The organism is Streptomyces sp. NBC_00162, from assembly GCF_024611995.1.
Classification (GTDB): Bacteria; Actinomycetota; Actinomycetes; order Streptomycetales; family Streptomycetaceae; genus Streptomyces.
Window position 1 is genome coordinate 299,644 of sequence record NZ_CP102509.1, and the last position, 24,757, is coordinate 324,400.

Here is a 24,757-nt window from a genome sequence, read left to right on the forward strand (position 1 = left end):
GGGTCCGACCACCCTGGCGCTCTACCGGAAGGCCGGGAAGGGAGGCGGAGGACGGTGCGTGATGTTTCGGCGCATTCAAGGGGCGGGCATATGTCGAACGCACGCCCAGAACATGCATTCCACGGGGATTGCTCACTGAGCCACGGCCGACGCCCCTACCAGCCCGATCTATCCGACCCGCGGTGCAGAAGAGCGGGCGGGCTGGTTTGGTGCAGTTCCCCTATCTGGCGGAGCTGCCCAACATCCGTGGTTTAGCCGCAACAGTCAGCTCTGGCCAGCGGACACGTTGTACATGTCGGCGACGGCTGAACACGGACCCCTCTGACAGCATCAAAAGTGACCCACGTGGTGATCTTCATCCGACTCTGGCCTTGGTGCTCAAGGTCGGGAGGGAAACCTGATCCTTGTGGAGGACTGGGCAGAGTCCGCCAGCTTGAGCGGATGCCGATCCGGACGATCGCCCCGCCTCTGGGATTTCAAGGAACACGGTCAGGGAGCGGACAAGCCGAAGCCCCTGACCATCGATGCTGGTCAGAGGCCCTTCTAACTGGCGGTGGGTCGGACTGGTGGGCCCGCCTGTCCCGGGACCAGGTCGAGGAGCTCTTCGCGGCCGTCATCGAACGGGCACGGGCCGAGGGGGTCGCAGTCCGCGACGAGCTGGCCAGCGTAAGCGGAGTCGGCCCAGACGATGGTGATTTCGGGGTGCATTAGGCGGAGTCTGAAGAGGGCCTCTTTGGCCGCGTCGCGGTCGGCCATGTCGGCGGGGGTGACCATGCGGACTTGCTTGTGGGACTTGTTGTGCGCTTGTTTCCAGACGGACAGTTCCTCGCCTTTGCGGCGGCGGTGGGGCATCACCAGGTGCCTGGGTAGCCGCCGTCGGCGATGGTCGTGGTGTTTCCGACGGCGGCTTTGGCGCCGGATTCCTCCCAGGCCCGGCAGTCGTTGCGGATACCCGGCAGCGGTCGGCCGACCACCACGACCAAGTGGGTGTCGGCGTCGATGACTACCTGGTGGTTGGTGGAGTAGCGGTAGTTCTTCGACTGCTCGGCGACCTTGTGATCGCGGGTGGGTACCAAGGTGCCGTCCACGATCAGCACAGTGTCCTTGGCGAACCGCTGGCGGGGCTGCAGGGCGAGCTTCGGTCCGAGGTGGTCGATCATCCGGTCAGCGGCCGACTTCGACACCCCGAACAGCGGGGCCAGCTGTCGCATGGTGAGGTTGGTCCCCAGTACGCGGTGACCAGCAGCAGCCGGTCCTCCAGCGACAGCTTCCACAGTCGGCCCCGGCCGCCGACGTCGGCACCTGAGTTCCTGAGTTGAGTCACCAACTTGCCGAAGTTGCGGGGGCTCAGCCCGGTGAACGGGTGGCTTTGTTCACGTTCAGCAGCAGCGTTTGTCACCCGGTTTGGGCAGCAGTTGCTGATCACTGGGCCGGAGAATGTTCACGAGAAATGAAGTCGGTGCATGAGGACGGCCCGCCGCCCTCCGGGCGGCGGGCCGTCGACTCCCTGGGGCCGTCGTCGAGCGGCTGCCCGACGGCACCGAACACCGCACCAGCATTGGATCGGCAACCAGAAAGCTCGCCGCGACCGGCTCGACGCGGCGCAGCTCGCCGCGCTCGCCGACCTCGGTGTGGACTGGGCTGCTGGATAGTGGTGGGGGCGGCCCGGGCGGGCCGCCCCACGCTCAACGCGGTCTGATCAGCTGCCGGGAGACACCTCCCCGGATGCCGGGGGCTGCGAGGACGGTCGCTCGTCCTTCGCGGAACCGTCGCCCAGTCCGAACAGAAATGCGAGCAGCAGCAGCGTGGCTGCTCCGGCTGTCAGGGCGGCCACCAGGCCACCGCGGCCGGGCCGGCCCGTCAAAGCTGACTGCTGATGGCTTTGCGTACGACGGTAGACCACGTACGCGACGACGCACGAGAGCGCCACGACCAGCGCGTTCTCGCCGTTGATGTGCAGATTCACCAATGCCCTTAGGGATGCATGGGGGGCGCCCGGCGATGCGGACGCGAGCCCCAACGAGAGGTGGAATCCCTCCCAGGACCACAGGGTAAATCGAATGGACGAAGTGTCGACAAATACACAAAACTTGTCCCTGGGGGAGAGGGTTTTTTAACCTCTCGGGCCCCGCGGGCCTTTGGAGCCGCAGTCGGTGCGCGCACGACTGCTCAGGCCGACAGCCTGTCGGATCCACGCTACCGAACATCACCCCGGGCCGTGGCCGGTACCGACCGCCTTCACACGCGCGGGTAGCCGTGGCCCGGCCGCGGGTACTCGCGGTCCGGCAGTCCGGCGACGCCGTGAAGGACGATCCGCTCGTGGTCGGTGTCACCCACGCCCCGCTCGCGGCCACGTCGAAGGGCCCGCAGACGGTGAAGAACGGGGAGAACGGCCGCTCCGAGCCGAAGGGCCCCGACCAGCCGGGGGTGTGGGCCGGCCGGAGCCTGCCCCGGCCGGCGGGAGCATGCGGGGGCAGAGCCGCAAGGGATGGTCACTTCGCAGCGGATCCCCCGACTCCAGCCGAACGGTCCTCGCAGGCGAACACCCGCCAGGCATGCACTGGTGGGTGGTTGGGCGGCCCGGTACTAATGCCGCCAGAGCGCTCTGGTCACCGGGCCTCGCCCGCGCACGCCCTATCGGCGCGGACTGCGCCCGACCATAACCGCGGCCGGCCAGCACCCCGCATCAGAAGCACACCGTTCGGCAACCTGTGTGACATGCCCGGGCGAGGGTTGACCCCTGACGCTGACACCGCCACTCCCACAGAAGCCCACCCCTCTCGCATCCCCGCCAGGCAGCCGACCCTGGTGTCGCAGCGGCCGAGGATGCGGAACCGGGGCTTGATCACGCCCACAGTGCCGAGAGCACCTGGCCCTGGCCCTGGCCCTTCTCGGATGGACGCCCCGGAATGCATCGGCGATACCGGCGGCTTAGCTTCGCAGTGCGATCCCGTGTGCCGTCCGGCCACGGCACGTCCAGGTGGTCGAGAGGACACTCCATGGCAGTCGTGATGACCTTTTCCTGGCCCGAGATCACACCCGAGGTGTACGACGCTGTGCGCCAGAGGGTCCGCTGGGAAGAGGACGCACCGGACGGGTGCGTTCTGCACGCCGCCTGGTTCGTCGACGGCGGCCTCAACGTGATGGACATCTGGGAGTCGGAAGACCACTTCAACCGGTTCATCGAGGCCAGGATCGCCCCCGTACTCAAGGGCGAACTGGGTGTGCAGAGCGACCCCGAGCCGAAGTTCCACCCCATGCACCGACGCTTTGTCGCCCCCGGCGTCACCGGCGCCAGCTCCTGACGCACACCTTCCGCGCAATGGGCCGCGTCAGCGACGCCTCGCCGGCCTTCGGCCCGCAGAACCTCACCCACGCCACCGCGACGGTCTTCGCGACTCCGACCGCGACGACGTCAAGGTCCGCTCGATGATCTTCTCCACCTGACGCACGCCAGCCGCCCCGGTAAGAGCCTCGCGGTCCTGACGCCATGCTCGGACTGACTCGTAGTACGTCAGCGCAGGCAGAGCTGGCTCGGGGCATGGGGAGAGTCGGGAGGCGGGGTCGGCATCTCCTGGGCCCGCCTGGCGAGCCCCGACCGCCGGGGGCTGGCCTGGAAGCGAGGCACGCCCCCGCACCACGAATGAAGCGAGGCAGCCATGACAGCGACCACCCGACAGGACGCACCCGTCGCAATCGAGGGCGGAGGCGTCGAACTCCGTACGCGAGCGGTCGGCGGAGACCTGTCCGTGGCCTTCGTGCAGCTGCCTCAGGGGACGGACCTGCGGCCGGCCCTGAAGGGCCTGACCGATGATCTCTGCCAGTGCCCTCACTGGGGGTACATGCTCAAAGGCCGGCTGAAGATGGTGACGAAGGACGGTGAGGAGGTCTACGAGGCGGGACAGGCGTTCTACTGGCCGCCCGGACACGCCCCCGTGGCCCTCGAGGACTGCGAATACGTGGACTTCTCACCGACAGATGACTTCACCGCGGTCATCAACCACATCACGTCGCAGGGCTGAGTCCCAGCGTTCGGCAAGAAGCGCTGCCGTGGGCCGGTCGACGGGTGTGGACGCCTGCCCGACGCGTGCAAGCCCCAACCGAGGCAGGGCGTGCACCCGCAGTCCAACGAGCTCTCTCAGAACCTGTTCCGCGATTGTGGACCGCCACAGAGTGAGGGCGTTGTCCTGCCCGCTGGACTACCTCGGCGCCGGTGCCTTGCCGGACATCTCGATGCCTGCCTGGCGGAAGTCGTCCAGAGTGGAGGCAACGGTGTCGGGGGCGACACCGACCGTGTAGTCCAGGCGTACCCGGGTTCCGAATCCAGCCGCGGCAGCGTCCAGAGCGGTGGCACGCACGCAGTGGTCGGTTGCGATGCCCACCACGTCGACATCCCGCACCCCGCGTGCGCGCAGCCAGTCCGCGAGGGAGGTGCCTTCGGCGTCCGCGCCTTCGAAGCCGCTCTTGGACGCGCTGTGGGCGCCCTTGAAGAAGACGGCGTGGACCTTGCCGCCGGCGGCGGTGGGGGCGAAGTTCGGGTGGAATTCTCCGCCTTCGTCTCCGGCGACGCAGTGGACGGGGAAGCTGTCCTTGAAGTCCGGGTTTGAGGAGAAGTGGCTGCCCGGGTCGATGTGATGGTCGCGGGTGGCCACGACGTACTGGTAGTCACCGTCCGCGCCCTGCTCCACCAGCTCGGCGATCGCGGTGGCGATCTGCGCGCCTCCCGCGACGGGAACACTGCCTCCTTCGCAGAAGTCCTTCTGCACATCCACGACGATCAAGCCTCGGTTCACCACGAACACCCCTCAGAACGACGGAACGACCCCTGTCTTCTACCTGCCTCCTCACCTCCACCGGAGACATAGCGGGCTGCGCTCACCCACACAGCCGCAGACATTCACCGCAGGAACGATTCGCACCGTCGAAGCAGTCAGAGGCCAAGTGCGCTGCGCAGTCGGGGCCAGGTCTGCCGTCGGGCGCCGGTAACGGCAGCCACACCCGCGGAGAAGCCTTCGGCTGCCTCTGCCTCCCCAGTCGGACGGGACGCGGCGCGCCCATACCGCGACCGTGGATCAAATCGTCCCCCGGTAACTGCCCGGCGGCTGCGACCAGGTCGGGGAATCGGTTTTGGACAGGCAGCCGCCCTGAGTCTGCAGGAGTAGCCGGCCGCCGGGCCGGCGGTAGTGACCCCTACGGCCAGTTCGAGCGCGGACCATGAACAGCCAAGTTCAAACCGGTCCGTCTGGGCGGCAGGTCTACTTGCTATGCGGGGTCCAGTGGTCCGAGCAGCCACACACCGGTGGAGGTCGGCTCCTCGTTGAAGTAGAACTCACGGATTGCCTGGAGCATGTCGTCCCGGCTGATCAGCCCGTCGGCGTCCCGGTCGAGGCGGCCGAAGACCTCTCGAGCGTCCGCTTCAGGCAGCCCCATCAGGGCGCCGGACCAGCGAACCTGCTCATCCCGGGTCAGTTTCCCGTCGCCGTCCTCGTCCGCGATGTCCATCAGCGCATCGAGGAACGGCATGTACCCGGCGTCGAAGGAAGCGGGCGTGACCAGCAACCCGGCGGCGAACGCCGCCTGGTACTCGGCGAGGCTGATGCGTCCATCGACGTCGCTGTCCGCGGCCCGTGACAAGTGCTGCCACAGGCCGTCGCTCAGCTCCCGCATGTGCTTGAGCGCGGGGGCTTCACGCGCGAGACGGAAAGCGGTGGCGAGGCGGTCGCAGGCCGACTCAAAGTCGGCGCGGTCGATATAGCCGTCACGGTTGGTGTCGAAGGTGGCGAAGCGGCGGGCGAGCTTGCGCTGCAGGAACGGCGAGATGTCCATGCCCGACACCCTGCCTGCGAGAGTGGCGCCTGAAAAGCCACTGACGGCCGGTAGCACCCGTACGGGGCGCCAGATCGAACCTCGGCCACACCACTCGCCACGTCCAAGCCACGGTCCTGCCTCCGCTCGAGATCGGCCTACTGACAGCCGCCCCTTTCCCGCCGAGGCACAGCGCAATCACGCCCCACAGGTGAACGGCGCAGGTCGGCAAAGCAGGTGCGGTCAACCAGCGCACATGGTCACTGGGAAGGAGCCCAGGTCGCGACCGTGGGGCGGGGGGCGGGGGTGCTCATGAGCGGGTTCCTCTTGGCGGGCGGCACTGGAGTGAACCGTTTTGCCCGACCGGCATTCCCCGGCCCGCCGTGTCGTGGCGGCCGAGGAGCAAGAGCTGCGCCTCGCGGGTGGCGGGTCGCCGGAGCGGTGCCGTCAGTCCTCCCCGGCGAGGATCAGGTCGGCTGCGTGGTGCGGGCAGGCAAGGGTGTGCCACATCACCGAAAGGAACTCGCCCTGGGCGCTGAGAGTCCGCGCTCCACCGGTGGTCGCGTTGGCCCGGCAAAAGCCGCAGAAGACGACCTGTGAAGGGAACAGGTCCGCCAGGGGGCGGGCTTGTGACGTGGGTTCCATCGTCTGCTCCAGGAGTGCCGGCACGGGCAAGACCTTCCAGCTTTACCCACCGACATCCCAGCGGTCACAGACATGCGGGGAGAAACCGTGGAAAAACAGCCCGGCAACAGCAGACCCCTGCACCTTCCCGTCAGACATGGCAGGACCCCGGGACAGGGGGCATCCCGGGGCCATCGGTCGCGGCACCGCAAGAGGGGGGAGCGGTTGTGCATCTGACGCGACGATATGGATAAACGATTCAGCAGCCGCACGGTTACGGCAGCACCCAACCAGCCCCGCGCCATCACAGGCTGCGCAGGCCAGCCGCTGGAGGACTGTACGCCCTCCCCGAACCCAGCACGTCGGCCACAGTGTCGCCCAGGCGCAGCAGTGCGAAGCGTTGCGGGGTGGCGCCGGGCCCCTCGGTCGATGGCGGTGTTGGCGCTAATCTCCACCACCGGTTCCCGAACCACGAGGATGAGGTGAGGGGCTTGCGGCGGTCCCCCTTTAGGTGCGGTGCCGGCGGTCGCCCGCCGTCCAGGCGGCCGCCGACACCTTGACACCGGTCAGTGGTGGCGTCGGCCCCAGGACTCGGTGTCGACCGTGTGGCCGCGGTCGTCGCGCAGGGTGGCGGTGTCGGAGCGGTTGTCCCAGACGTAGTCGCGGCGGTCCTGGAAGAGGTCGGTGCGGGTGTCGTGGCCGTTGCCGGTGTGGATACGGATCGCGGCGCGGCCGCCGATGCGGACGTTGTCGAAGCGGTAGCGGTTGCCATCGCTGTCACGCAGCGTCCAGCCGCGGAGGCTGATCGGGTTGCGGGTGGTGTTGGTGATCTCCACCCATTCCGCGTTCAGGGACCGGTTGGAGCGATCGTCGCGTCCGGGGCTGTCGGCCTGGACCCGGCTGATCTCCACCCGCGGCCGCTGCTGGTGGTGACGGTCACCGTCGTGCGCGGCCGCCGGCAGCGCGGCGGCGGAGACGATCGCACCGGCGGCCAGGACGGTGGCGGCGATACGGCGTACGGAGGAAGAAGCAGAAGACATGGGTGACGCTCCCTCAAGAACAGTGCCTCACCAGGCGAAACAGGTGGCAGAGGCACTCTCGGAGACGGCCCGAAGTGAGCCGAGGGCCCCACTCTCGACCCGACACGACCCCCACGGCAGCCCCCGTCGACGCTGGTTACCGGACATGGACATATCCGTCACAGTCGCCTGCCGGATGCACGCATTCCGCCTGAACGTGCCCCTGACATTCGCTGACCGCTACACCCACCCGTACCGCAAACCGGGCATCAGGGTCGGCGCGCTCCGGCCCACCACCGGGTGCACTCCTTCCCCGCCTCACCCGACCGGACCAGTCGATCAAGTAACAGCCGTTCTGCGGAATTCTTCGCCCGCAAGTCCGTGATCCGCACACGCTTCCCGCCCTGACGGCAGGCCTCACACCCCTCGCCCGGAACCGCGGAAGCCCGACGCCAGCCGGGTGCTGTCATCAGTCCCGCGCAGCCAGAAGGAACACCAAGGCCTTGGAGCGGGTGATCCCGAGCCCAGTCGCCACCGCCTCGGCGGACACGCCGCCGTCACACAGCGCACCGGCCGCCTCCCGCCCGACGCGGGCGGCGATCCGCTCCAGCATGCCGACGGCGCGCAGCGCGGCCAGCGGCGCGTCCTCGGCCGTGGCAGTCAGCTGCTCGGTGATCTCGACCAGGAGGGCGGCCAGCGGCTCGGGCAGCGGTACCGCCCTGTCGCGGACGAGGGACAGGTGCGCGTTCCAGTCCGCCAGCGGCCCGGTCAGGTCGACGTCCGCCTCGCACAACGGCCGGTCGCCGAGCGCGTCCCAGTCCAGCGGGCACTCAACGGCGCACCGCCCGGAGCGCCTCGGCGCGCGGGCGGCCGCCCCTGCCGTCGTAGGCCGACCAGTGCGTCCTAGAGGGCACGTCCGGGCCACTCCCGACATCGAAGTACACCGGCCCCGGCTCACCGCCGCCGACCAGGACTCCCGCCGCGCCCGCGTGCGCGTCCCCGAACTCCACCGTCCACCAGTCCCACCCCACCAGCGCACCCCGCTCCCACATCCCTGCCGACAGACCGGCCCGATCCCGCCTGCGACCCTGCCCCGCCCGCGCACGCGCCCACACCCGGAGGGGCCCAACAACCAGCGCAGTTGGATACCGGACCCCGCAACACGGCGCCGAGGGGGAGCGAGCCGCGGCTGCCGTCTCCGACGGACGGGCGCGGGTGTATGAGGGGGCGGGCCGGTGTTACGCAGGCCCGGCTCGCGGCCGCGTTGAAGACGCCGCAGACGGTGAAGAACCGGGAGAACGGCCGCTCCGAGCCAAAGAGCCCCGACCAGCCGGGGGTGGGCTGGCCGGGGGCATGCGGGCGAAGCCGCAGGGGCCCTCACTTCACAGCGGCCCCCCGACTCCAGCCGAACGATCCGCGCAGGCGCACACCCGCCACACCTGCCGGACACGCATCCCGGCGGACCACGCGTCCCGGCGCGGGAACCGCTCATGCGGTCGCGGACGGTAGTGCGGTAGCGGTAGGGCCCCGGGGCCCTACTCCCGGCCGTGCATTTCCGCAGGGGTGTGCCGGGAGTAGTTGTCGGCAGTGGTCCTCGAGGGCTATTCCTGGCCGGCGCAGGGGTCGCAGCAGGAGGGGGCCGGTTCGACGCAGACGCTGACGGTGTCGGTGTTGTTGGTGGTGTCGGGGTCCTTTTCGTTGCCGGTGGCGGTGGCGGTGTTGCCGATCAGGCCGGCCTTGGTGGCCTTGGCGCGCAGCACGAGGGTGGTGGTGGCGCCGTCGGCCAGGTCTCCCACGGTCCACCGCCCGGTGGCCGGGTCGTAGCTTCCGGGGCCGTCGGCGGAGAGGAAGGTGAGGCTGTCGGGGAGCTGGTCGGTGGCGGTGACGCCGGTGGCGTCGTTCGGGCCGGTGTTGTGGACGGTGATGCGGTAGGTCACCGTCTGGCCGACGGTGACGGTGGTGGCGTCGGCCGCCTTCGTCACGGTCAGGTCGGCGGCCGGCTTGACCTGTGTGACCTGCTCGTTGGAGGTGGACGTCAGGGGCTCCGGTGTGTCACCGAGCCGGTTCTCGTAGGAGGCGGTTGCGGTGTTGCTGATCTGCTTGCCACCGCTGGCCCGGTCGATGACCGCCCGGTACTCCACCGTCGTGCCTGCCGGCAGGGTCTCGGTGCTGGGCAGGCTGCCCCCTTCCACCGCGGAAGCGCCGTTGCCGAGATGGAAGACGACCCTGTTCGCCGGAGCGTCGTAGTACGCCTGGTCGTCTCCTTGCGCGTCGCTCTTCGCTCCGGCGTTCGGGCCGTCGACGATGCGCAGGGAGCCGGGCAGGTACGTCGTGCCCTGCGGGATCACGTCGGTCAGGATGAGGTTCTCGGCCCCGCCGCCGCCCTCGTTCTTCGCGGTGATGCGGTAGGTGACGACGTCGCCCACCTCCAGCGGCCCCGCAGGAATGGCGGTCTTGGCGAGTTCCACGTAGGGGGCGGTGCCGAAGAAGATGCCGTCGAGGAAGTTGCCGACGCCGCGGTTGCCGCCGGCGGCGGAGATGGATCGGAAGGCGAAGCGCGTCAGCGTCTGGCCTGCCGGGACGGTGTAGGTGCCGGTGTAGTAGCCCCAGGCGGTGTTGCCGTCGGTGAAGCGCCTCTGCTCCACCGTGGAGCCCGGTGCGCCGATGTCCAGCGCCATGGTGTCGTCCCCCTGGCGGCCGCGGTGGTACAGCCGCCAGTACAGCTTCGTACCGGGGGTGGTCGGCAGGTCCTGGTAGAGCGTGGAGACCTCGTTGGCGTTGAGCTCGGCGAACTGGGCGCCGTCGGCCGCCGGCACTCCCTGGAAGCCCGAATGCCACAGCTCGATCTTGTGGTCGGAGGCGGTGGTGAGCCAGCCCGGGACCCACTTGGACGCCTGTGTCTGTGAGGCGTCCGGCAGGATTTCCACGCTGGTCACGGCGGGCTGTTCGAAACTGCCGTTGGCCAGGGCGACGCGGAGCGGAGCAGCGGGAGGCGTGGTCATGGTTCTTTCCCCTCGGGACGCTTCTGGAATGCGCCGCCGGCCGGCCGCACAGTGCGTGCCGTGGCGGAGCCTGAAACATCCCGCAGCGCACCGCATCTGAACGAACACGTAAAGTGACTAGCGGAAGGGTTTGGCCAATCCCGCGCGGCACGTTTGCGGAATCCGCCCCCACAACCACTCCCCCACGCCCGTCATGGACGAGGCCCAGGCAACCGCAGCCACCACACATGCCTCCCGGCCCTCTCCCACCCACCCCGTCATGGCCGAAAGTCCGCGCCGAACCCTTGCGGCCATCCCTCCTCGGAGTGAATCGACCACCGGCGAAGTTGACGCTCCATCGCCATGCCACGGCCGAGTAGGAGCTGCGCGGTGACCGGGGCTGAACGTCACGACGGCCTCATCACGCATCGTGGCCGTGAAGGCCGACATGCATCCGGGGAGCACGTCAGTGTCGTTGCCCGTCGATACCCGCATGCGGGCCCCGCGCTCGATACCGGCGCGCATCTCCCCATGGTCACCGCCACCACCGACAACACCGCCGACAGGAGCTCGGCGGGCCAGGGCCGGAACATGCGAAGGGGCCGTCACCTCTTGGCGGGTGACGGCCTCAGCCCGTCTGCGCCTGGTCTACGGAGCCGGGGTGAACTCCACGTCGGTGCCGCCGCAGCCAGCCGCGAAGTCCAGCACGCGGTCCCGCTCCGGCTCGTCCACCGCGAGGCCCCACCGGAGCTTGGTCGCGGTCCACTCGGCGCCGTAACGGCACAGCGCGTCCGCCGACGGCGGCAGCCACTCGGTGGGGTCCTGGTCCGCCTTCGACCGGGCCGTCACCGCGACCAGGGAGGCCGGCTGGCCCTGGTCGTTCGCGTACGCCTCCCGACGGCCGCGGTCCAAGCGGAAGCGCCAGCCGGTCATTCCAGTCGTGCTGTATTCGGAGTGCCGACGAAGCGAGAACGGAACAGCCCCTGTCAGCTCGGTGAGTCGTCCAGCCCGAGCATGAACACATACCTGCGGGTTCAACAGACACCCCCATCGATGGATTCGGGGGCGGTGCGGTCAGGGCCTTCCTGAAAGGTGCGCCGCCCAGTTGCAGGGCAGGGACGTCCACGGGTCTTCCATGGTCAGGTGGATGCGCCCGCTCCCTCACCCATCGCCGGACGGGTCGGACGCGCCTTGTGGGCCGGTAGGGGTGTGTGGCGGGTGGTGTGGGAGGAGGACGGCGGCGGTGAGGCCGATGAGTCCGACGGCTGCCAGGGTGACCATGGCGGCGGCGTAGGCGTGGCTGGTGAGGCCGGCGACGAGAATGGTGCCGGCGATCGCCGTGCCGAGGGAGGAGCCGAGGTTGGAGACGCTGCGGGACAGGCCGGAGATCTCGCCCTGCTGGTCCTCGGCGAAACTCGACTGGACGATGTTGACCGAGGGGGTGAGCATCACGCCGAGTCCGAGGCCGATGAGGAGCAGTCCGGGCGCGAAGGCCCAGGGGTTGGGGGAACCGCCGACCACGACGGTCAGGACGATGATGCCGGCGATGGTGGTGACGAATCCCGTGAGGATGAGGGTGCGCTGGGCGCGGCGTTTGGCGAGGCGTTCGGCTGCGAGGGAGGACACGAGGATTCCGAGGGTGGCCGCGGTGAAGATCACTCCGGTCTGGATCGCGTCGTAGCCGCGGACGACCTGCAGGTAGGAGGCCACGGAGAAGGACACCCCCATCAGGAGCAGCCACTGGGTGTTCTGGGTGACAAGGCCGAGGTTGGAGGTGCGGATACGGAACAGGCTGGTGGAGAGCAGCGGTTCCTTGCCTGCGCGTTCCCTGGCACGCACCCAGCGGAAGAAGGCGAACAGGAAGAGCACGCCGAGGAAGAGGAGCGCGAGCATCAGCCAGCCGTTGTCGTCGGCGGCCAGGATGCCGGTGACGACCAGGACGAGGCCGACGGCGGACAGGACTGTGCCGACGGTGTCGAACGGGCGGGTCGGGTCCGGCGGGAGGGGATCCTCGATGCGGCGGCTGAGGACGATGATCACGACGATCACCAGGGCCTGGAACACAAAAGCGGCCCGCCAGCTGAGTGCCGAAGTGATGAGTCCGCCGATCAGCGGGCCAGCCGCGGCGCCGATGCCTCCGAGCGCCATGATCCCTCCGATACACCAATCTACGACGCACTGGAGCGGCAGTGGCTCGCCGAAGGCCGTGAAGTACCCCGCGGGCCCGGCCTGCAGCCCGGTGGCCTGCACCGGACGAACACCGACGACCTGTTCCACCGCGCCTGACACGCTTCCCACACCACGTGACTCGCGGCGTGACGGTTCGCCGGAGACAGGGGCGTCAGGTGTCCTCGGCAAGGATGAGATCGGCCGCGTGATGCGGGCAGGCACGGGTGTGCCAGGTCACCGACAGGAACTCCCCCTCGGCGCTGAGAGTCCGCGCTCCACCAGTGGCCGCAGTGGCCCGGCAAAGGCCGCAGAAGACGACCTTCAACGGGAGCAGGTCCGCCGAAGGGCGGGATCGTGTCGTCGGTTCCATCGTCTGCTCCTGCGGTGCCGGCACGGGCGAGACCTCTCACCACGGTTCAAGGCGCACACTTACCCACCGGATGGTCCCAGCAGCCGCGGGCGCGCACGGCGAAACCATGGAAAACCCCGGCAACAGCGAGCGCCAGCGCTCCAACCACGAGCGCGATCATCTTCTTCGCGGCGCCAGGACCGTCTGCCGGGCGCCGATGCACTTGACGTGCTGTGGCCATCAGAGGATGTTCTTCTGCCCTGGCCGGTGAGGTGTGGGAGGGGCGGACCGCTCGGGGTGGATCCGCCCCCGGGAATGTGGGATCAGGTGTGCAGCAGGCTGTTGGTGCCGTCGTGGCCGTCGGCGTGATCCTCGTCGAACCAGTAGTCACCCGCCGCCAGGTAGCGGAAGGAGTGCACGCTCTTGACCGGCAGGCCGACGGTGACGGCGCGGTTGCCGTCATTGCGGGGCTCAAGGGTATGGGCGCCGGGCTTCCACTCGTTGAAGTCACCGACCACGCTCACCTGGCCGGGCGGGATGTCGGCGGGCAGGACGAAGGTGACCTGAGCACGGTCCTTGAGCAGCTTGCGTTCGAGCATGGCAGAGAGCTCCTGCAGACAGGGGGCTGTTTCGGCTCATCCTGCGGCCCCGATCGCAGGCAGGCACCCGCACGCGGCCGCCCGGGGCAGCGGCTTCACCCGCCCGGCACTCCAACTATGTGGCGATGCCCTGCCTTCCGGCTCCGAGCGTCGGCAGGTGGGAGCCACCCGGCCGTCCCACCCGGTCCCAGAGCAAGGCCCCGGGACAGGGGTGTCCCGGGGCCGCCAGCCGCGGCACCGCAAGGGGGAGCGGTAGTGCATCTGACGCGACGATATGGATCAACGATTCAGCAGCTGCCCGGTTACGGCCGCATCCCACCCGCCCGCGCCATCGCGGTGCGGGAGGCCATGGCCGACAGCGGGGCTTGCCCAGGGTCGCCTTACTGGGTGTCGCGCAGTCCCACGATTTCGACCTCTTCCTGAATCCTCACGATGCCCCTCTCCACCCGGCCGACGACACTCCTGGCCACGAAGGCCGGGCCCGCCTCTACCCCATCCCCGCGGGCACGGCCTGGCCGAGCCGGCCGACCTCATTGGCCACACCGGACGACACCAAAGAGTCATCCGCGTGAGCAGGAACGGCAGTCAGGGCGAAAGCGCCGACAGCAAGCGCCACCGACGTGAGCAAAGTGCGTGTGTTGGTCATGCCCTGCCAACGAGAGTAGCCACCCGGGGTGATGGGGCTCGAGAAATCTCCCCACCCCGCGCTCGGGGGTGGGACAGACCTGCTCACCCAAGTTCCCCACCCCCTGGGCGCTGACCTGCGGTCGGGCGCCACAGCGGAGGGGCCGCCCGATAGCCAGCCAGGTCCAGGGGCGGGTCGAGCTGTCCAGGCTGGGCGCAGCCCAGCGCGCAGCGCCGCCACAGGCGCCCTTGACCGCTCGGCACGGCCCACACACTCCCCGATCAGGCGGACCCGATCCCCCTTGCCGGCAGCAACCCACTGGGGAACGAAGAGCGGCCCTGGGGAAAATTCGAGAACCGCATCACCGTCGGCGTTACGGCCTGGCCCGGCGCCCAGCCAGACGTCTTGGCCCGACGGGGCTGGTCTCCGCACTGGGCGGAGCTCCAGCGGGCTCTGCTGCGGCAGGAGCCCCTCGCGGGGGCTCGGCGGCGGAGAGGGGGCCGGCCTGGTAGGCCGCCCGCTACTTCCAGGTGAGGGGCTTGCCGTCACTCAGGTTGTTGTAGGGCTTGCCCCAGTACTGGGCGCCGGCCACCTTCGTCTGCGCGGACGGGGCCAGCGCGATCGCGCAGCCGTTCTGCGTCTGTCCGTTGGTGAAGCCCTTCGGCAGCGAATCGCCCTTGCACTTCTCGAACTTGCCGATGACCGAGACGCCCTGGGCCTCGCTGCCGTCCGGGAGCAGGCCCTTGATGTGGCCCACGGTGGAGAACGACAGGTCCGTGGTGCCGACGTTCTTGACCGTGTAGCGGACGTAGTAGGGGATCATCCCCTTCACCTTGTCGCCGAGGTTGAGCGACTCCAGGTCGGCGGGGTTGCCCTGCTCGATGGTGGTGACCGTCAGGTCGATGGTGCCGCCCTTGTTGTTGCCGTAGTCGAACGGGACCGTGGCGGTCTCTCCGAGCTTGAAGGCCTGGCCGGACTTCGCCGTGCCCGCCGCCCCGGCGGGGGCCTCGCCGCCGCCGGTCGAGGGGCTGGCCGCCGCGCTGGGACTGGCCGGGGCGCCGCCCGGAGCGGAGGAGGTCGGCTGGGCCGGGGACAGCTCCTCGTTGCCGTTCTTGCATCCGGTCAGGGCCATGGTGCCGGCGACCGCGACAGCGACCGCGACCAGGGTGTTCTTGCGCATGCTGATGGTGCTCACTCTTCTACTCCCCCATGACTGTGCATCAACAATGTGACGCCTGTGGACTCTTGATAAGCGATGAATAAGTGCGCGATCCAGCTCAGAGGCCTTCGGCGACAGTCCTGTGACATGCCCAAGACAGCCGCGGAACAGTCGATACCCGTTTGCCGCAGTCAGGAGCGCAGGCGCAGGCCCCTCGGGATGGCCGTCGACATGGGTCGTGGCGGAGGGCGGCGGGTGTCATCGTCGCAGCGTTGGCGGTCAGCGCAGGCACGGTGATGCCGGCGGCCGCCGATACCGACCCGCGGGGCTACCTCAAGATCATGAAAGCCCAGGAGATGTGGAAGGTTGCAGACGGCACCGGCATCACGGTGGCCGTCATCGACAGTGGCGTCAAACTTGTCCCAGGCTTGAGGAGCGAGTCCGTCCTTCCAGGCGTGTCATTCATGGAACCACCGCTCGAACACCCGGATCAGCAGTACCCGCCGCACGAGGATTTCGTCGGGCACGGGACCACCATGACCGCAGCGATCGTCGGCGACGGCTCGGCAGGCGGCCCGCAGGGCCTCGCTCCCGGCGCCAAGGTCATGCCCATCCGCACCAGCATCGGCACACCCATGGCTTTCGGCGCGATCGGCGAATCCGCCCAGGGAGTTCGGTACGCGGCCGACAACGGCGCCAAGATCATCAACCTGTCCATCGGCGGTTGTTGGTCGCTGGACAAGATCAGGTCGGCTGTCGAGTACGCCCAGAGCAAGGGCGTGCTCGTCTTCGTCGCCATGGGAAATGAGGGGGACGGCAATAAGTCCGCCAACCCCATCGCCGCCCTGCCGGGAGTCTTCGGCGTAGGAGCCGTCGACCTCACTGGTGAACCCCTGCCGTCGTCCTCCTACGGACACGCCACGGACCTGGCCGCCTTCGGTAGCAAAGTCCAGCTCCGCTGCACCGACAACAAGGGCTGGTGCGTGGGAGACGGAGGCACCTCGTACGCCACCAGTCTGGCCTCCGCCTCCGCCGCGCTCGTCTGGTCGGCACACCCCGACTGGACCGCAAACCAGGTGGCCCGTGTCCTCATCCAGACCGCCGGCGCCCCCGTCGACGGCTCCAAGCGCAATGACTGGGTCGGCTACGGAATCGTCCGCCCCCGCATGGTGCTACTCGACCGCGCGGGAGACCCGGGGGCCCCTGACACCGACCCCCTGGCCAGCCCGGCCCCCGCGCAGACCCCCACCCCTAACTTGACTCTGTCGGGGATCTTGGGGCCGCTGAGGTCAGCTGCCCAGGGTTCGCCAGGACTTCGGCCGGGGTATCTCGCGCTGGTCGAGGTAGTTCTGGAAGGCAGTCGGTCGGCGGGGCGTGGGGGCTTCCTCGGTTGGTGGCAGACCGCTGAGGCGCTCGATGTTGACGGCGATGGCTGTCAGGACGTGCTGGATGTGGGCCTTTCCCTGTCCTCGATAGCGGCAGCGTCGCATGCCGTATCCGTGGGCGAACTCGTTAACCGTGCCCTCCACTCCGGAGCGGACCGCGTAGCGGGTCTTCCACTCGGGTGTCTGTTGCTCGGTGCGGACGCGGAGTTGCAGGTCGCGGAGTTCTCGTGGGGGAAGCCCACGGTGCGGGTGCTTTCGCGGGAGGTGGTGCACTGGGTGCGGGCCGGGCAGGGCTGGCACTGGCTTTTGGTGAACCTGGCCACGATCAGCGGGGCCGCGGTGGGCGAGGACGTCGGGTAGGGGCCGTGCCAGCCCTGGCTGACCTGGCCCTGGGGGCAGGTGACCTGCTGGCGGTCGTAGTCTGATGTGGAAGTCGTCCCGGGCGAAGCCCTCGTCCCGGCGGTGTTGCCGGGTGGGGTTGCTCCGGAGTGGTCCGGAGACGGTGACCTGGTGTTCACGGGTGGCTTGTTCCAGGTGGGGCAGGGAGGTGTAGCCGGCGTCGACCAGGTGCTCGGCGGGCAGGAGTCCGCGGCGGGAGAGGCGGGTGTGGATGCCGGGCAGGACCTGGCTGTCGTGGGTGGTGGCCGCGGTGGTGGCCACGTCCGTGATCACGTTGGGGCCGTCGGGAGCACAGGTCTCGGTCAGGTGAGCGGAGAACCCCTTCCAGCTGATGATGTGTCCGTGCCGTGCGTAGCGGGCCGAGGTGTCGTAGGGCGAGACGACCGCCCGGGACGAGGGCGGCAGTCCGGTCCCGCCTTCCTTCTCGGCGGCGCGCCAGCGCAGGTGTCCTGCGGCGTCACGGTGGTAGTTCTGCACCATGATCTGGCGCAGGGCCTCGATACGAGGGCCGGACGTGCGGTCTGCTCCGTGCTGGTAGAGGTGTTCCAGGAGCCGGACGGTGTCGTTTCCGGTGGCAAGGATCCTGGTTTTGGGCTTGCTGGGGTTCTTGCCCAGGCGGACCGGTCGGCCGTAGTGGCGCCCCCAGTCCTCATCGACCAGCTCGTCCAGCAGGTGAGGGGAGGTGCCGGCGACTTCTTCCAGTGCGGCGCGGACCGCCTCGGTGATCAGCTCCAGGCGGGTCAGGTCGCGCACCGCGGCCAGGACATGGGTGGAGTCGGTGCGCTGGGTGGTGCGCTCACGCACCAAGCCGACCTCCTTGAGGCGGGCCAGCGCGAGGTCGAGGAGGCGGTCAGCACGGTCGCCTTCGGCAAGACGATCGCGGAAATCGGCCAGCACACTGTGGTGGAAGCCGGGGTCGTCCAGCTCCATGGCCATCGCGTACTTGAAGTCGATGCGGCAACGGACCGCCTCAGCGGCCTGCCGGTCCGACAGGCCGAGCAGGAACTGCAGCACACAGATGGTAGCCAGTTGAGCAGGAGAGAGACCCGGACGCCCGTCACGCGGGTACCAGTCGGCGAAGTCCTCGTCGTGCCACAGCCCGTCCAGCCGGTCTCTCACCCATATCGCCGTCGTGCCGCCGGGGTTGCTCGCCCGCGCGACCTGCGCAGTCAGAGGCGGGACCTGCTCACCGGAACGCGGGCGGAGGGACAACGGGCACCTCAACAGCTGCATCGGTCATCGGAACTACCCGAGCATGCCCGTTGACCACGCTGCCGCACCGCGAAACTCCAAGATCCCCGACAGAGTCAAGCTAGGCGGGACTGGTGCTGCTGGTCGGCAGGGCCTGCTGATAGAGCGCCACCAACACACCGTGCAGGGGCTGGTCCTCTGTATCTTCCTCGGCCTCGTCGACCAGTTTGGCGAGGGCCTCGCCGAGTTCTCTTGCCTTCGCGGGGCTGAGACGCAGGTGGCGCAGTGTCAGGTGGGTCTCGACGGGAGAGAGGTCCAGCTCCTGGGCGAACGCGGTGAGCATCGCGGCGGTGCCTGCCGCCTGGGGTTGGGCGACGACCATGTGGCGGGCCGTGCGCTGGTAGTACTGCTCCGTGCCGCCGCGGACCTGGCGGGTCTCGGCGACGTGGATCAGCCCGGCATCGCGGAGCACTTTGAGATGGTGGGCCACGTTGCCCTTCTTCGCTTCGAGCTGCGCCGCAAGCTGCCCGATGGTGGCAGGCCGGTGGCCCAGGGCGAAGAGCAACCGCTGACGCAACGGGTGGGCGAGCGCCGCGAACTGCTCAGGCGTACCGATCTCCAGAACATCCTCAGGAGGTGGCGGGTGGGAAGGCTGATCACGCATACCGAAAGTGTCTAAATTCTTTGACGCTTTCGCAAGGGTGGTGATCTACTCACTGCCATGACGACTCTGACGAAGCTTCAGCCCGCCCCTGTCATCGATGAGACAGCCCGGCTGCTGACCGAGAACTACGTCTTCCCCGAGATAGCCGAGCAGCTCGCCGGCCTGCTTCAACGACGCCTCGCCGAGGGCGCCTACGACGTCGACGACGCCGAGGAGCTCGCCCGTCTGGTCACCGCGGACCTGCAGTCCGTCAACGGCGACCGACACCTGAGACTGAAGCACCACGCCGACCCGGTGTCCCCGAAGCAGGGGGCGGCCACCCTGGACGCCATGCGCCGGGACTTCGACACCTCGCTGGGCGGTGCGCCCCGGATGCACTTGCTCGACGGAGGGGTCGCCGTGCTGGAGCTGGCACCAATGCTGTTTCCGCTGGAGTGGGCCGCCGAACCGCTGGGCGCCGCGCTCACCCTGGCCTCCCGCGCCCAGGCACTGATCGTGGACCTTCGCGCCAACCGGGGCGGCGACCCGGACACGGTCGCCTTCGTCTGCAGCTACCTCCTGGACAAGCGCACCCACCTCAACACCATGCACTGGCGCAGCGGCGAGCGCAGCGAGCAGTCCTGGAGCCTGCCGCACGTTCCCGGCGCGCGCTTCGGCGGCATCAAGCCGTTGTACGTGCTCTCCAGCGACACCACCTTCTCTGCCGCTGAAGAGCTGGCGTACAACCTCCAGCAACTCGGCCGCGCCGTGATCGTCGGCGAGCCCACCCGCGGCGGCGCACACCCGTGCAAGGGCTGGACGGTGCACCCGCACCTGGAAGCCACCGTCCCCGTCGGCCGCGCCATCAACCCCGTCTCCAGCACGAACTGGGAGGGCACCGGTGTGCAGCCGGACATCCCTTGCGCTGCTGCTGACTCCCTCGACCGCGCTCACGCGCTGGCCGTCGCCCGACTGGCAGGCTGACCCAGTCCAGGTCATCGACAGCACTGAACGCAGCGCCTCCCCCTATCCACGTCGGCGGCTGACTTCGGCGGCGGAGGCCCCGGTCTCCGCCATCCCCCGCGTGCTCACCCCAAACGACTAGGTTCACTGTCATAAAAGCCGAAAGGGCCGGGTTCGCTGCCAAACGCCTAGATTGGCTTGCACCGACCCGGAACGCAGCAGGTCCGGATGTCGACGACCAGTGAAACTACACAGCACCCAACGCCTCTTCGACGCCCAACAGCAAGGCGTCGGCGATCCGGAACTCCGGGCGCCGCCGAAGGTCTCCAGGACATCTACTTCAGAGACGGCGGCACCCGGCCACCTCGAAGTCGAATTCACCGACATCGACTACATCGACGTGTCGTTCTAGGCGGTCACGTCCACACCGCCGCCGTCGTCGTTTCCTGTCCCGGGGCTGGTCAGCTGGCCGGCGAGAAGGCGAGGTTCGCGTTCGGGCAGGCGGCCGCGTACCGGAGCAGCGCCTCCCGCTCGGTCTGGTCACAGACACAGGCGGCACCCGAAGTGCCAGGGGAGGAACCAGACCTTCCCGTGCGACCTGCCGGGCGAGGATGTCGCCGTCGATGTACGGATCTCCGGGGTCTTCCGTGAACGCTGTCAGGTTCCGTTCCGCCGTTGCGGGTGCGACACGGAGGTCCTCCATGCCCGTCCCTCACTACCGGCCTGGCGGCCGCCCAGCCCACCTGCCTCGGCCTGCCAGCCACCATCACCGGTCCGGCACGATCACCAGCAACGACGTCAAGGAGCAGCGCTCATCCCCGACGCGCCTTCCGGCAAAAGCAGGTAGCGGTGCTGCGGCAACTGTTCGGCCTGCCGTGGCTGTGCCACACCGCGTACGGGACCGACCACTGGGCGGCGCGGCGGCTGAACTTGGAGCGGGAGCTCGCGGAGCTGACATGCCTGAACCGCGGCATGTGTGCCGCGGTTCAGGCTGTCTGCTACCGTCTCGCGGTCTTCAGTCGTTGCCGTCGACGTCGGTCCCCACCACAGGGGCGGGCGGATGGTCCCCACCCACCAGTACGGCGACGCCGAGCCGTTGCTGCCTCGCGAACCGCGTCCGGCCGAAGGTATGCCCGCGGGCCGTGATCCGGGCTTGCCAGACGCCTGCCATGGTGGCCGTGAGATCACCCCTGAAGGCGCCCGGCACCTCCTCGTCGAGCGGCACGGTCACGACGACACCGTCGGGGCGCCGTACCTCCGCCTCCACGTCGGCACGGCCTTCGACCGGTCGCCCGAACTCGGCCAGAACGGCGTCGAACCGGATGGTGGCGCCCGGTTCCATGCTCGGCTGGGTGACCCGCGAGTTGAGGCGCAGATTGCTCCACGCGGTGACGACGATGCTGTAGCGCGGGCCGTGAGCGGTCAACCGGTCCAGTTCGGCGCCGCGCGCCGGATCTCCTTCCGCCGCAGTCCTGAGTTTGGCGGTCTCCTCGCGGAGGACTCGCTCATCGGCCTTGAGACCCACCTGCCACGTCCCGCTGTGAGCGCCGACCCCGGCGGGGAACGGCAGCCGGAAGCGACAGAAGATCATGTTCGTGGTGCGTCTGACGGTGGCGCCGAGGGCGGTGAGTTCGGACTCCGTGAGGACCCGCCCCGCCGGTGTCTCCAGCTCGAGCGAGACCGATGGCACGTCCAGCGACAGAATGACGGTCGCCTCGATGTCCGTCTCGTTGAGCTGGAAGGGGACCCGGACCTCCTCCTCCGGGGTGACGACCCCGGAAGCCTCGGCCACCACGTCTTCGTCGGCGGCCGAGGCGAGGACGTGTTGGATGTAGGTGGACAGCCGGAAGAACCCTTCGGCGTCGGTACCTGGGGTATCGGTGAGCAGCAGCCGGCCACCGGTCCCGTTCGCCAGCCTGGTGAGCGCAGGGGCGCTGACCAGGTTCGCGGCCCCCGCGACGACGGCGAAGGTCCGCGTGGTGATCGTCCCGCCGACCTCGTCCAGGAACTTCGGCTGGTTCTCCAGCCCGTCGGTTACCACGACCAGCGCACGGCTCGTGAAGGCGCGGCCGTTCGCGTTCATGGTCTGCTGGGCGGCCACCAGCCCGTCCCCGAGGGAGGTGTCCCCGCCAGGCTCCACGGCGTTGACCGCCGCCAGGACGTCGGCGCGCTGACTCAGGGCGGGTGCGAATGGCGACAGTTTCACCTCGGGGTGCGCTTCTTGGTCGAAGGTCACCACCCCGGCCCCGCTGTCGTCCCGGATGAGCTCGGCGCCTCGCGTGACCGCCTCGCGCACCATCTGCATGTGGCTGAGGCCGTTGCTCGTGGGCTGGGCCATGCTGAGGGACTTGTCCAGGGCGAACACCACTCCGGTGGTCTCCCGTTGGACGGTGTTGCCTGTGAGGATGAAGTCGAAGACTTCCCCGTCTCCACGCAGCGGATCTTCACCGCGCCGGCGGTCGCAGCCCCTGGCGTCGCCGCACCGGTGAAGGCGAGCCAGACTCGTACCAGGTCGAAGGGGGCGTTGTCCGCGACCGGCGTGTGCGTCACCCTCCCCCACGGGAGCTGAGCCCGTACGGCGCGGCCGGTCCGCTGCCCGACACGACCTCCAGGTGGACGGGCGCGCCGGCCCGGATCCGGAAGACCGCCGGCCGCCAGACGGTTTCCAGGGTCGGCACGTCCTGGAAGTGCACCGTCGGGGAGACCTGCTCGACCAGCGGCGGGTCGGTGTCGTAGATGAAGCCGAGGGTGCGCCGGTAGTCGAGGGACCGCGCGGGGGTTGCGTCGGTCGTGACGAGGTGCCCCATCGTGTCGCCGAGGTTGTGCCCGATGGGGCCACCGCTCGCCGGAAGGTAGGGGGCCGTGGGGTGAGTGTGCTGCCAGCGGGCCCACAGGCGGTCGGCATTGCAGTGGTGCAGGAAGAAGACGGGGTCGTTGGGCGAGGTTCCGGGACCCATGTCCCCACCGACCCAGATGTGCACGCGGTTGTGCATCTGGGAGCCGAGTTCGGCGGCGGGTACGCCTTCCGGGGGGACGATCCGTTCCCAGCCTTCCAGACGGTTCCGGAAGCTGCCCTGGCTGGCTGGCGACCAAGGGGCGGTGTCGTAGACGCCCCAGTTCACGAGCATGTTCTCCACCTGGGCCGCCGTCGGAAACAACGGCTTGTTCCGCGCCGCCGGGCCGCCCGTACTGCCCAACGCTCGGAGGATGCCCTGCCGGGGGACGAGCCCACCGGTCTCCAGATCCTCGATCAGAGCCATCCAGTGCTTGAACGGCCCCGTCGTCACCTCGCCGTTCGGGCCGTCGCCGTCGCCACCCACGTACACCGGGCCCGCGCTCGGGTCGGTGTTCCACAGAGCGGCCGCCGCGGGAGCGACCGCGTCCCCCGCCTCGTCCCAGTAGGGGAGAGTGACGTTCTTCTTCTTGGCCTGGAGCAGCAGCTCCAGTTCCCGACAGAAGTACCGGTGCCAAGGCAGGAACGCCGGCCCCCTGTGCGCGACATTGCGGACGCCCGGATTCACCGTCTCCCCCGACAGGGGAGTCGCCTCCATCATCGCGTGGTGGTGGCGCTCGATGAAGTCGTCGTAGCTGCCGTCGGCCTTGATCGCGTTGAGCGCGTCCTGGAAGTCGGCGAGTTCCTGCGGGGTCAGGTTGTAGATGTTCCTTCGGATGTTCATCGGGCGCCGCCCCCTCCGGAGTGGTTGTGATCGCCGTGGCCCCCGCCGTGATCGTGACCGCCGCCCCCATGGTCGTGACCGCCGTGATCGTGACCGCCACCGCCGTGGCCCGCGCACGTGCGGGCCCCGCCGCGCAGCACCCACGTCTTCCCCTGTGTCTCCAGGAGCGAGTCCACGAGGTCGTCGATGGTGCGGAACCCGGTGAACATGTTGGCGAGCTGGCTGTGGTACTCACCGTCGAGGAAGATGACGTCGACGGGCAGGCCGTCCAACCGGAGGTCGACGCCACCGCTCGCTGCCTCCCCGATCTGGACGTCCACCCCCGGCTCTTGTAGCGGCGGCTTTCCAGCCGCCCTGCATCACTGTTCGAGGGCACGGGGGACTCTCCTTTGCCGGCCGTACGGCCGTTGACGGGGACACGCTCCGCAACTGTCACCATGTGTGACCATTGGTGACACATTGTTATGGCGCACCGTCGGGCGTACAGGGATTCACCCGAGCGCGCGGTGGAGGGTGTTCCAGTCGGCACGATCGGCAGAGCGGGACCGCCGACGCCCACCAGTTCGGCATGCTGCTCACCGGCAACGCCCGCGTCGACGCTCCAGCCGGTCATGCTCGCGCGGCACGCGAGCCGCGGGCCAGGCGTCTCGAGTTCGCCATGGCGCCAGCCCTGAACGCCCGGATGTTCGGCGTCGCGGCCGCCGCTCCCACCCTGGGGGCGGCCACGACCCCGACCGCCGCGTTCAACATCGTCAACACTTGCGGCCCCAGGCTGGGCGGCGTCGTCAGCAACGCGGGCCTGGGCTGCGCGGCGACGGCCGGGACCGGCGCCGCCATGGCCATGGCCACCCTCTCGCTCCGCCTCCACCAGCACGTGAGCGCATAGTCGAAGACGCCGACCCCGGACCGCAGCCCCGCCTGGACGAAGTAGCCAGGGCTCGGCTGGGGTCCAGGCGCGCCCGGAGGCTCAAGCCCCAGGCGCTCCAGGCTCGCGCGCAGCCCAGGTCAGCGCCGCCACGTCCCGGCCGTCCCCCGCGGGACGCCGAGCAGAGCGGCCTGCGCGGTCACCGCATTAGATCAACCCCACCCAGCTCCGCCAGCAGCAGGACGCTCGCAGAAGGAGCCGCGGCGATCGTCAGCGATAGAGACCGTTTGGGTATCGGCGCTGT

23 protein-coding genes and 3 pseudogenes are annotated in these 24,757 nt (G+C 69.1%); 6 read left to right on the top strand and 20 right to left on the bottom strand.

Annotated elements, in window-relative coordinates; translation table 11 throughout:
* Positions 1–651: 651 nt before the first annotated feature.
* The 3 genes and pseudogenes from JIW86_RS01750 to JIW86_RS01760 all read right to left on the bottom strand — a co-directional run.
* Positions 652–774: pseudogene (locus tag JIW86_RS01750) on the bottom strand (IS5/IS1182 family transposase); the annotation flags it as partial.
* Positions 775–1,399: pseudogene (locus JIW86_RS01755) on the bottom strand (transposase family protein); the annotation flags it as partial. It abuts the pseudogene before it with no gap.
* Positions 1,400–1,699: 300 nt separating this feature from the next.
* Positions 1,700–1,966, bottom strand: a complete 267-nt coding sequence (locus JIW86_RS01760; protein WP_257552182.1) for a hypothetical protein — start codon at positions 1,964–1,966, stop codon at positions 1,700–1,702.
* A 1,033-nt stretch (positions 1,967–2,999) separates the two neighbouring features.
* On the opposite strand from JIW86_RS01760, the gene JIW86_RS01765 reads away from it, so the two are divergent.
* A complete protein-coding gene (locus tag JIW86_RS01765; RefSeq protein WP_257552183.1) occupies positions 3,000–3,305 on the top strand; it encodes a hypothetical protein in 306 nt (101 codons plus the stop codon).
* A 354-nt stretch (positions 3,306–3,659) separates the two neighbouring features.
* Complete coding sequence (locus JIW86_RS01770; RefSeq protein ID WP_257552184.1) at positions 3,660–4,022, top strand: hypothetical protein; 363 nt, start codon at positions 3,660–3,662, stop codon at positions 4,020–4,022.
* Between the two features lie 177 nt (positions 4,023–4,199).
* On the opposite strand, the gene JIW86_RS01775 is transcribed toward JIW86_RS01770, so the two are convergent.
* The 12 genes from JIW86_RS01775 to JIW86_RS01830 form a co-directional block, all read right to left on the bottom strand.
* The gene (locus JIW86_RS01775; RefSeq protein ID WP_257552185.1) at positions 4,200–4,793 is read right to left on the bottom strand and encodes an isochorismatase family protein; all 594 of its coding nucleotides are present in this window, start codon (positions 4,791–4,793) and stop codon (positions 4,200–4,202) included.
* A gap of 469 nt (positions 4,794–5,262) precedes the next feature.
* Positions 5,263–5,826 carry an EF-hand domain-containing protein gene (locus JIW86_RS01780; protein ID WP_257552186.1) on the bottom strand — a complete coding sequence of 188 codons (564 nt, stop codon included), beginning with the start codon at positions 5,824–5,826 and terminating at the stop codon, positions 5,263–5,265.
* A 426-nt stretch (positions 5,827–6,252) separates the two neighbouring features.
* Complete coding sequence (locus tag JIW86_RS01785; protein WP_257552187.1) at positions 6,253–6,474, bottom strand: hypothetical protein; 222 nt, start codon at positions 6,472–6,474, stop codon at positions 6,253–6,255.
* A gap of 521 nt (positions 6,475–6,995) precedes the next feature.
* Positions 6,996–7,469 (bottom strand): lamin tail domain-containing protein, encoded by a 474-nt coding sequence (locus tag JIW86_RS01790; RefSeq protein ID WP_257552188.1) that lies wholly within the window; start codon positions 7,467–7,469, stop codon positions 6,996–6,998.
* A gap of 448 nt (positions 7,470–7,917) precedes the next feature.
* Complete coding sequence (locus tag JIW86_RS01795) at positions 7,918–8,241, bottom strand: hypothetical protein (RefSeq protein ID WP_257552189.1); 324 nt, start codon at positions 8,239–8,241, stop codon at positions 7,918–7,920.
* Positions 8,242–8,278: 37 nt separating this feature from the next.
* On the bottom strand, positions 8,279–8,479 hold the full coding sequence (locus tag JIW86_RS01800) for a hypothetical protein (protein ID WP_257552190.1): 201 nt from the start codon (positions 8,477–8,479) through the stop codon (positions 8,279–8,281).
* A 570-nt stretch (positions 8,480–9,049) separates the two neighbouring features.
* Complete coding sequence (locus JIW86_RS01805) at positions 9,050–10,450, bottom strand: CARDB domain-containing protein (protein ID WP_257552191.1); 1,401 nt, start codon at positions 10,448–10,450, stop codon at positions 9,050–9,052.
* 627 nt (positions 10,451–11,077) lie between these two features.
* Positions 11,078–11,362, bottom strand: a complete 285-nt coding sequence (locus tag JIW86_RS01810; RefSeq protein WP_416237512.1) for a hypothetical protein — start codon at positions 11,360–11,362, stop codon at positions 11,078–11,080.
* A 228-nt stretch (positions 11,363–11,590) separates the two neighbouring features.
* Positions 11,591–12,718 carry an MFS transporter gene (locus JIW86_RS01815; RefSeq protein ID WP_257552192.1) on the bottom strand — a complete coding sequence of 376 codons (1,128 nt, stop codon included), beginning with the start codon at positions 12,716–12,718 and terminating at the stop codon, positions 11,591–11,593.
* A gap of 52 nt (positions 12,719–12,770) precedes the next feature.
* Positions 12,771–12,968 (bottom strand): hypothetical protein, encoded by a 198-nt coding sequence (locus JIW86_RS01820; RefSeq protein ID WP_257552193.1) that lies wholly within the window; start codon positions 12,966–12,968, stop codon positions 12,771–12,773.
* 302 nt (positions 12,969–13,270) lie between these two features.
* Entirely contained in the window at positions 13,271–13,546 is a 276-nt protein-coding gene (locus JIW86_RS01825) for an isoamylase early set domain-containing protein (RefSeq protein WP_257552194.1), read from the bottom strand.
* A 1,145-nt stretch (positions 13,547–14,691) separates the two neighbouring features.
* The gene (locus JIW86_RS01830; protein WP_257552195.1) at positions 14,692–15,366 is read right to left on the bottom strand and encodes a hypothetical protein; all 675 of its coding nucleotides are present in this window, start codon (positions 15,364–15,366) and stop codon (positions 14,692–14,694) included.
* 320 nt (positions 15,367–15,686) lie between these two features.
* Here JIW86_RS01830 and JIW86_RS41970 point away from each other — a divergent pair.
* Positions 15,687–16,421, top strand: a pseudogene (locus JIW86_RS41970) (S8 family serine peptidase); the annotation flags it as partial.
* Between the two features lie 198 nt (positions 16,422–16,619).
* On the opposite strand, the gene JIW86_RS41530 reads toward JIW86_RS41970, so the two are convergent.
* The gene (locus tag JIW86_RS41530) at positions 16,620–18,233 is read right to left on the bottom strand and encodes a transposase (RefSeq protein ID WP_322975474.1); all 1,614 of its coding nucleotides are present in this window, start codon (positions 18,231–18,233) and stop codon (positions 16,620–16,622) included.
* Between the two features lie 193 nt (positions 18,234–18,426).
* Positions 18,427–18,969, bottom strand: coding sequence for an ArsR/SmtB family transcription factor (locus JIW86_RS01855; RefSeq protein ID WP_257552197.1), 543 nt, complete (start codon positions 18,967–18,969; stop codon positions 18,427–18,429).
* A gap of 57 nt (positions 18,970–19,026) precedes the next feature.
* On the opposite strand from JIW86_RS01855, the gene JIW86_RS01860 reads away from it, so the two are divergent.
* On the top strand, positions 19,027–19,932 hold the full coding sequence (locus JIW86_RS01860; RefSeq protein ID WP_257552198.1) for a S41 family peptidase: 906 nt from the start codon (positions 19,027–19,029) through the stop codon (positions 19,930–19,932).
* Positions 19,933–20,152: 220 nt separating this feature from the next.
* Positions 20,153–20,323, top strand: a complete 171-nt coding sequence (locus JIW86_RS01865; protein ID WP_257552199.1) for a hypothetical protein — start codon at positions 20,153–20,155, stop codon at positions 20,321–20,323.
* 603 nt (positions 20,324–20,926) lie between these two features.
* Here JIW86_RS01865 and JIW86_RS01870 read toward each other — a convergent pair.
* The 3 genes from JIW86_RS01870 to JIW86_RS01880 form a co-directional block, all read right to left on the bottom strand.
* On the bottom strand, positions 20,927–22,279 hold the full coding sequence (locus tag JIW86_RS01870; protein WP_257552200.1) for a vWA domain-containing protein: 1,353 nt from the start codon (positions 22,277–22,279) through the stop codon (positions 20,927–20,929).
* 178 nt (positions 22,280–22,457) lie between these two features.
* Complete coding sequence (locus tag JIW86_RS01875; RefSeq protein WP_257552201.1) at positions 22,458–23,588, bottom strand: tyrosinase family protein; 1,131 nt, start codon at positions 23,586–23,588, stop codon at positions 22,458–22,460.
* Positions 23,585–23,908: a hypothetical protein gene (locus JIW86_RS01880; RefSeq protein ID WP_257552202.1), complete on the bottom strand. Its 324-nt coding sequence runs from the start codon at positions 23,906–23,908 to the stop codon at positions 23,585–23,587. The genes JIW86_RS01875 and JIW86_RS01880 overlap by 4 nt, the downstream gene beginning before the upstream one ends.
* A 248-nt stretch (positions 23,909–24,156) precedes the next feature.
* Here JIW86_RS01880 and JIW86_RS01885 point away from each other — a divergent pair, with 248 nt between their 5' ends.
* Positions 24,157–24,474 carry a hypothetical protein gene (locus JIW86_RS01885; RefSeq protein WP_257552203.1) on the top strand — a complete coding sequence of 106 codons (318 nt, stop codon included), beginning with the start codon at positions 24,157–24,159 and terminating at the stop codon, positions 24,472–24,474.
* Positions 24,475–24,757 lie beyond the last annotated feature (283 nt).

What these genes read in the sequence shown, in the direction of transcription:
- JIW86_RS01885 (WP_257552203.1), top strand. Translation starts at nt 24,157, where the DNA reads ATGCTGCTCACCGGCAACGCCCGCGTCGACGCTCCAGCCGGTCATGCT.
- JIW86_RS01855 (WP_257552197.1), bottom strand. Translation starts at nt 18,969, where the DNA reads ATGCGTGATCAGCCTTCCCACCCGCCACCTCCTGAGGATGTTCTGGAG.
- JIW86_RS01765 (WP_257552183.1), top strand. Translation starts at nt 3,000, where the DNA reads ATGGCAGTCGTGATGACCTTTTCCTGGCCCGAGATCACACCCGAGGTG.
- JIW86_RS01790 (WP_257552188.1), bottom strand. Translation starts at nt 7,469, where the DNA reads ATGTCTTCTGCTTCTTCCTCCGTACGCCGTATCGCCGCCACCGTCCTG.
- JIW86_RS01860 (WP_257552198.1), top strand. Translation starts at nt 19,027, where the DNA reads ATGACGACTCTGACGAAGCTTCAGCCCGCCCCTGTCATCGATGAGACA.
- JIW86_RS01820 (WP_257552193.1), bottom strand. Translation starts at nt 12,968, where the DNA reads ATGGAACCGACGACACGATCCCGCCCTTCGGCGGACCTGCTCCCGTTG.
- JIW86_RS01875 (WP_257552201.1), bottom strand. Translation starts at nt 23,588, where the DNA reads ATGAACATCCGAAGGAACATCTACAACCTGACCCCGCAGGAACTCGCC.
- JIW86_RS01780 (WP_257552186.1), bottom strand. Translation starts at nt 5,826, where the DNA reads ATGGACATCTCGCCGTTCCTGCAGCGCAAGCTCGCCCGCCGCTTCGCC.
- JIW86_RS01770 (WP_257552184.1), top strand. Translation starts at nt 3,660, where the DNA reads ATGACAGCGACCACCCGACAGGACGCACCCGTCGCAATCGAGGGCGGA.
- JIW86_RS01825 (WP_257552194.1), bottom strand. Translation starts at nt 13,546, where the DNA reads ATGCTCGAACGCAAGCTGCTCAAGGACCGTGCTCAGGTCACCTTCGTC.
- JIW86_RS01805 (WP_257552191.1), bottom strand. Translation starts at nt 10,450, where the DNA reads ATGACCACGCCTCCCGCTGCTCCGCTCCGCGTCGCCCTGGCCAACGGC.
- JIW86_RS01810 (WP_416237512.1), bottom strand. Translation starts at nt 11,362, where the DNA reads ATGACCGGCTGGCGCTTCCGCTTGGACCGCGGCCGTCGGGAGGCGTAC.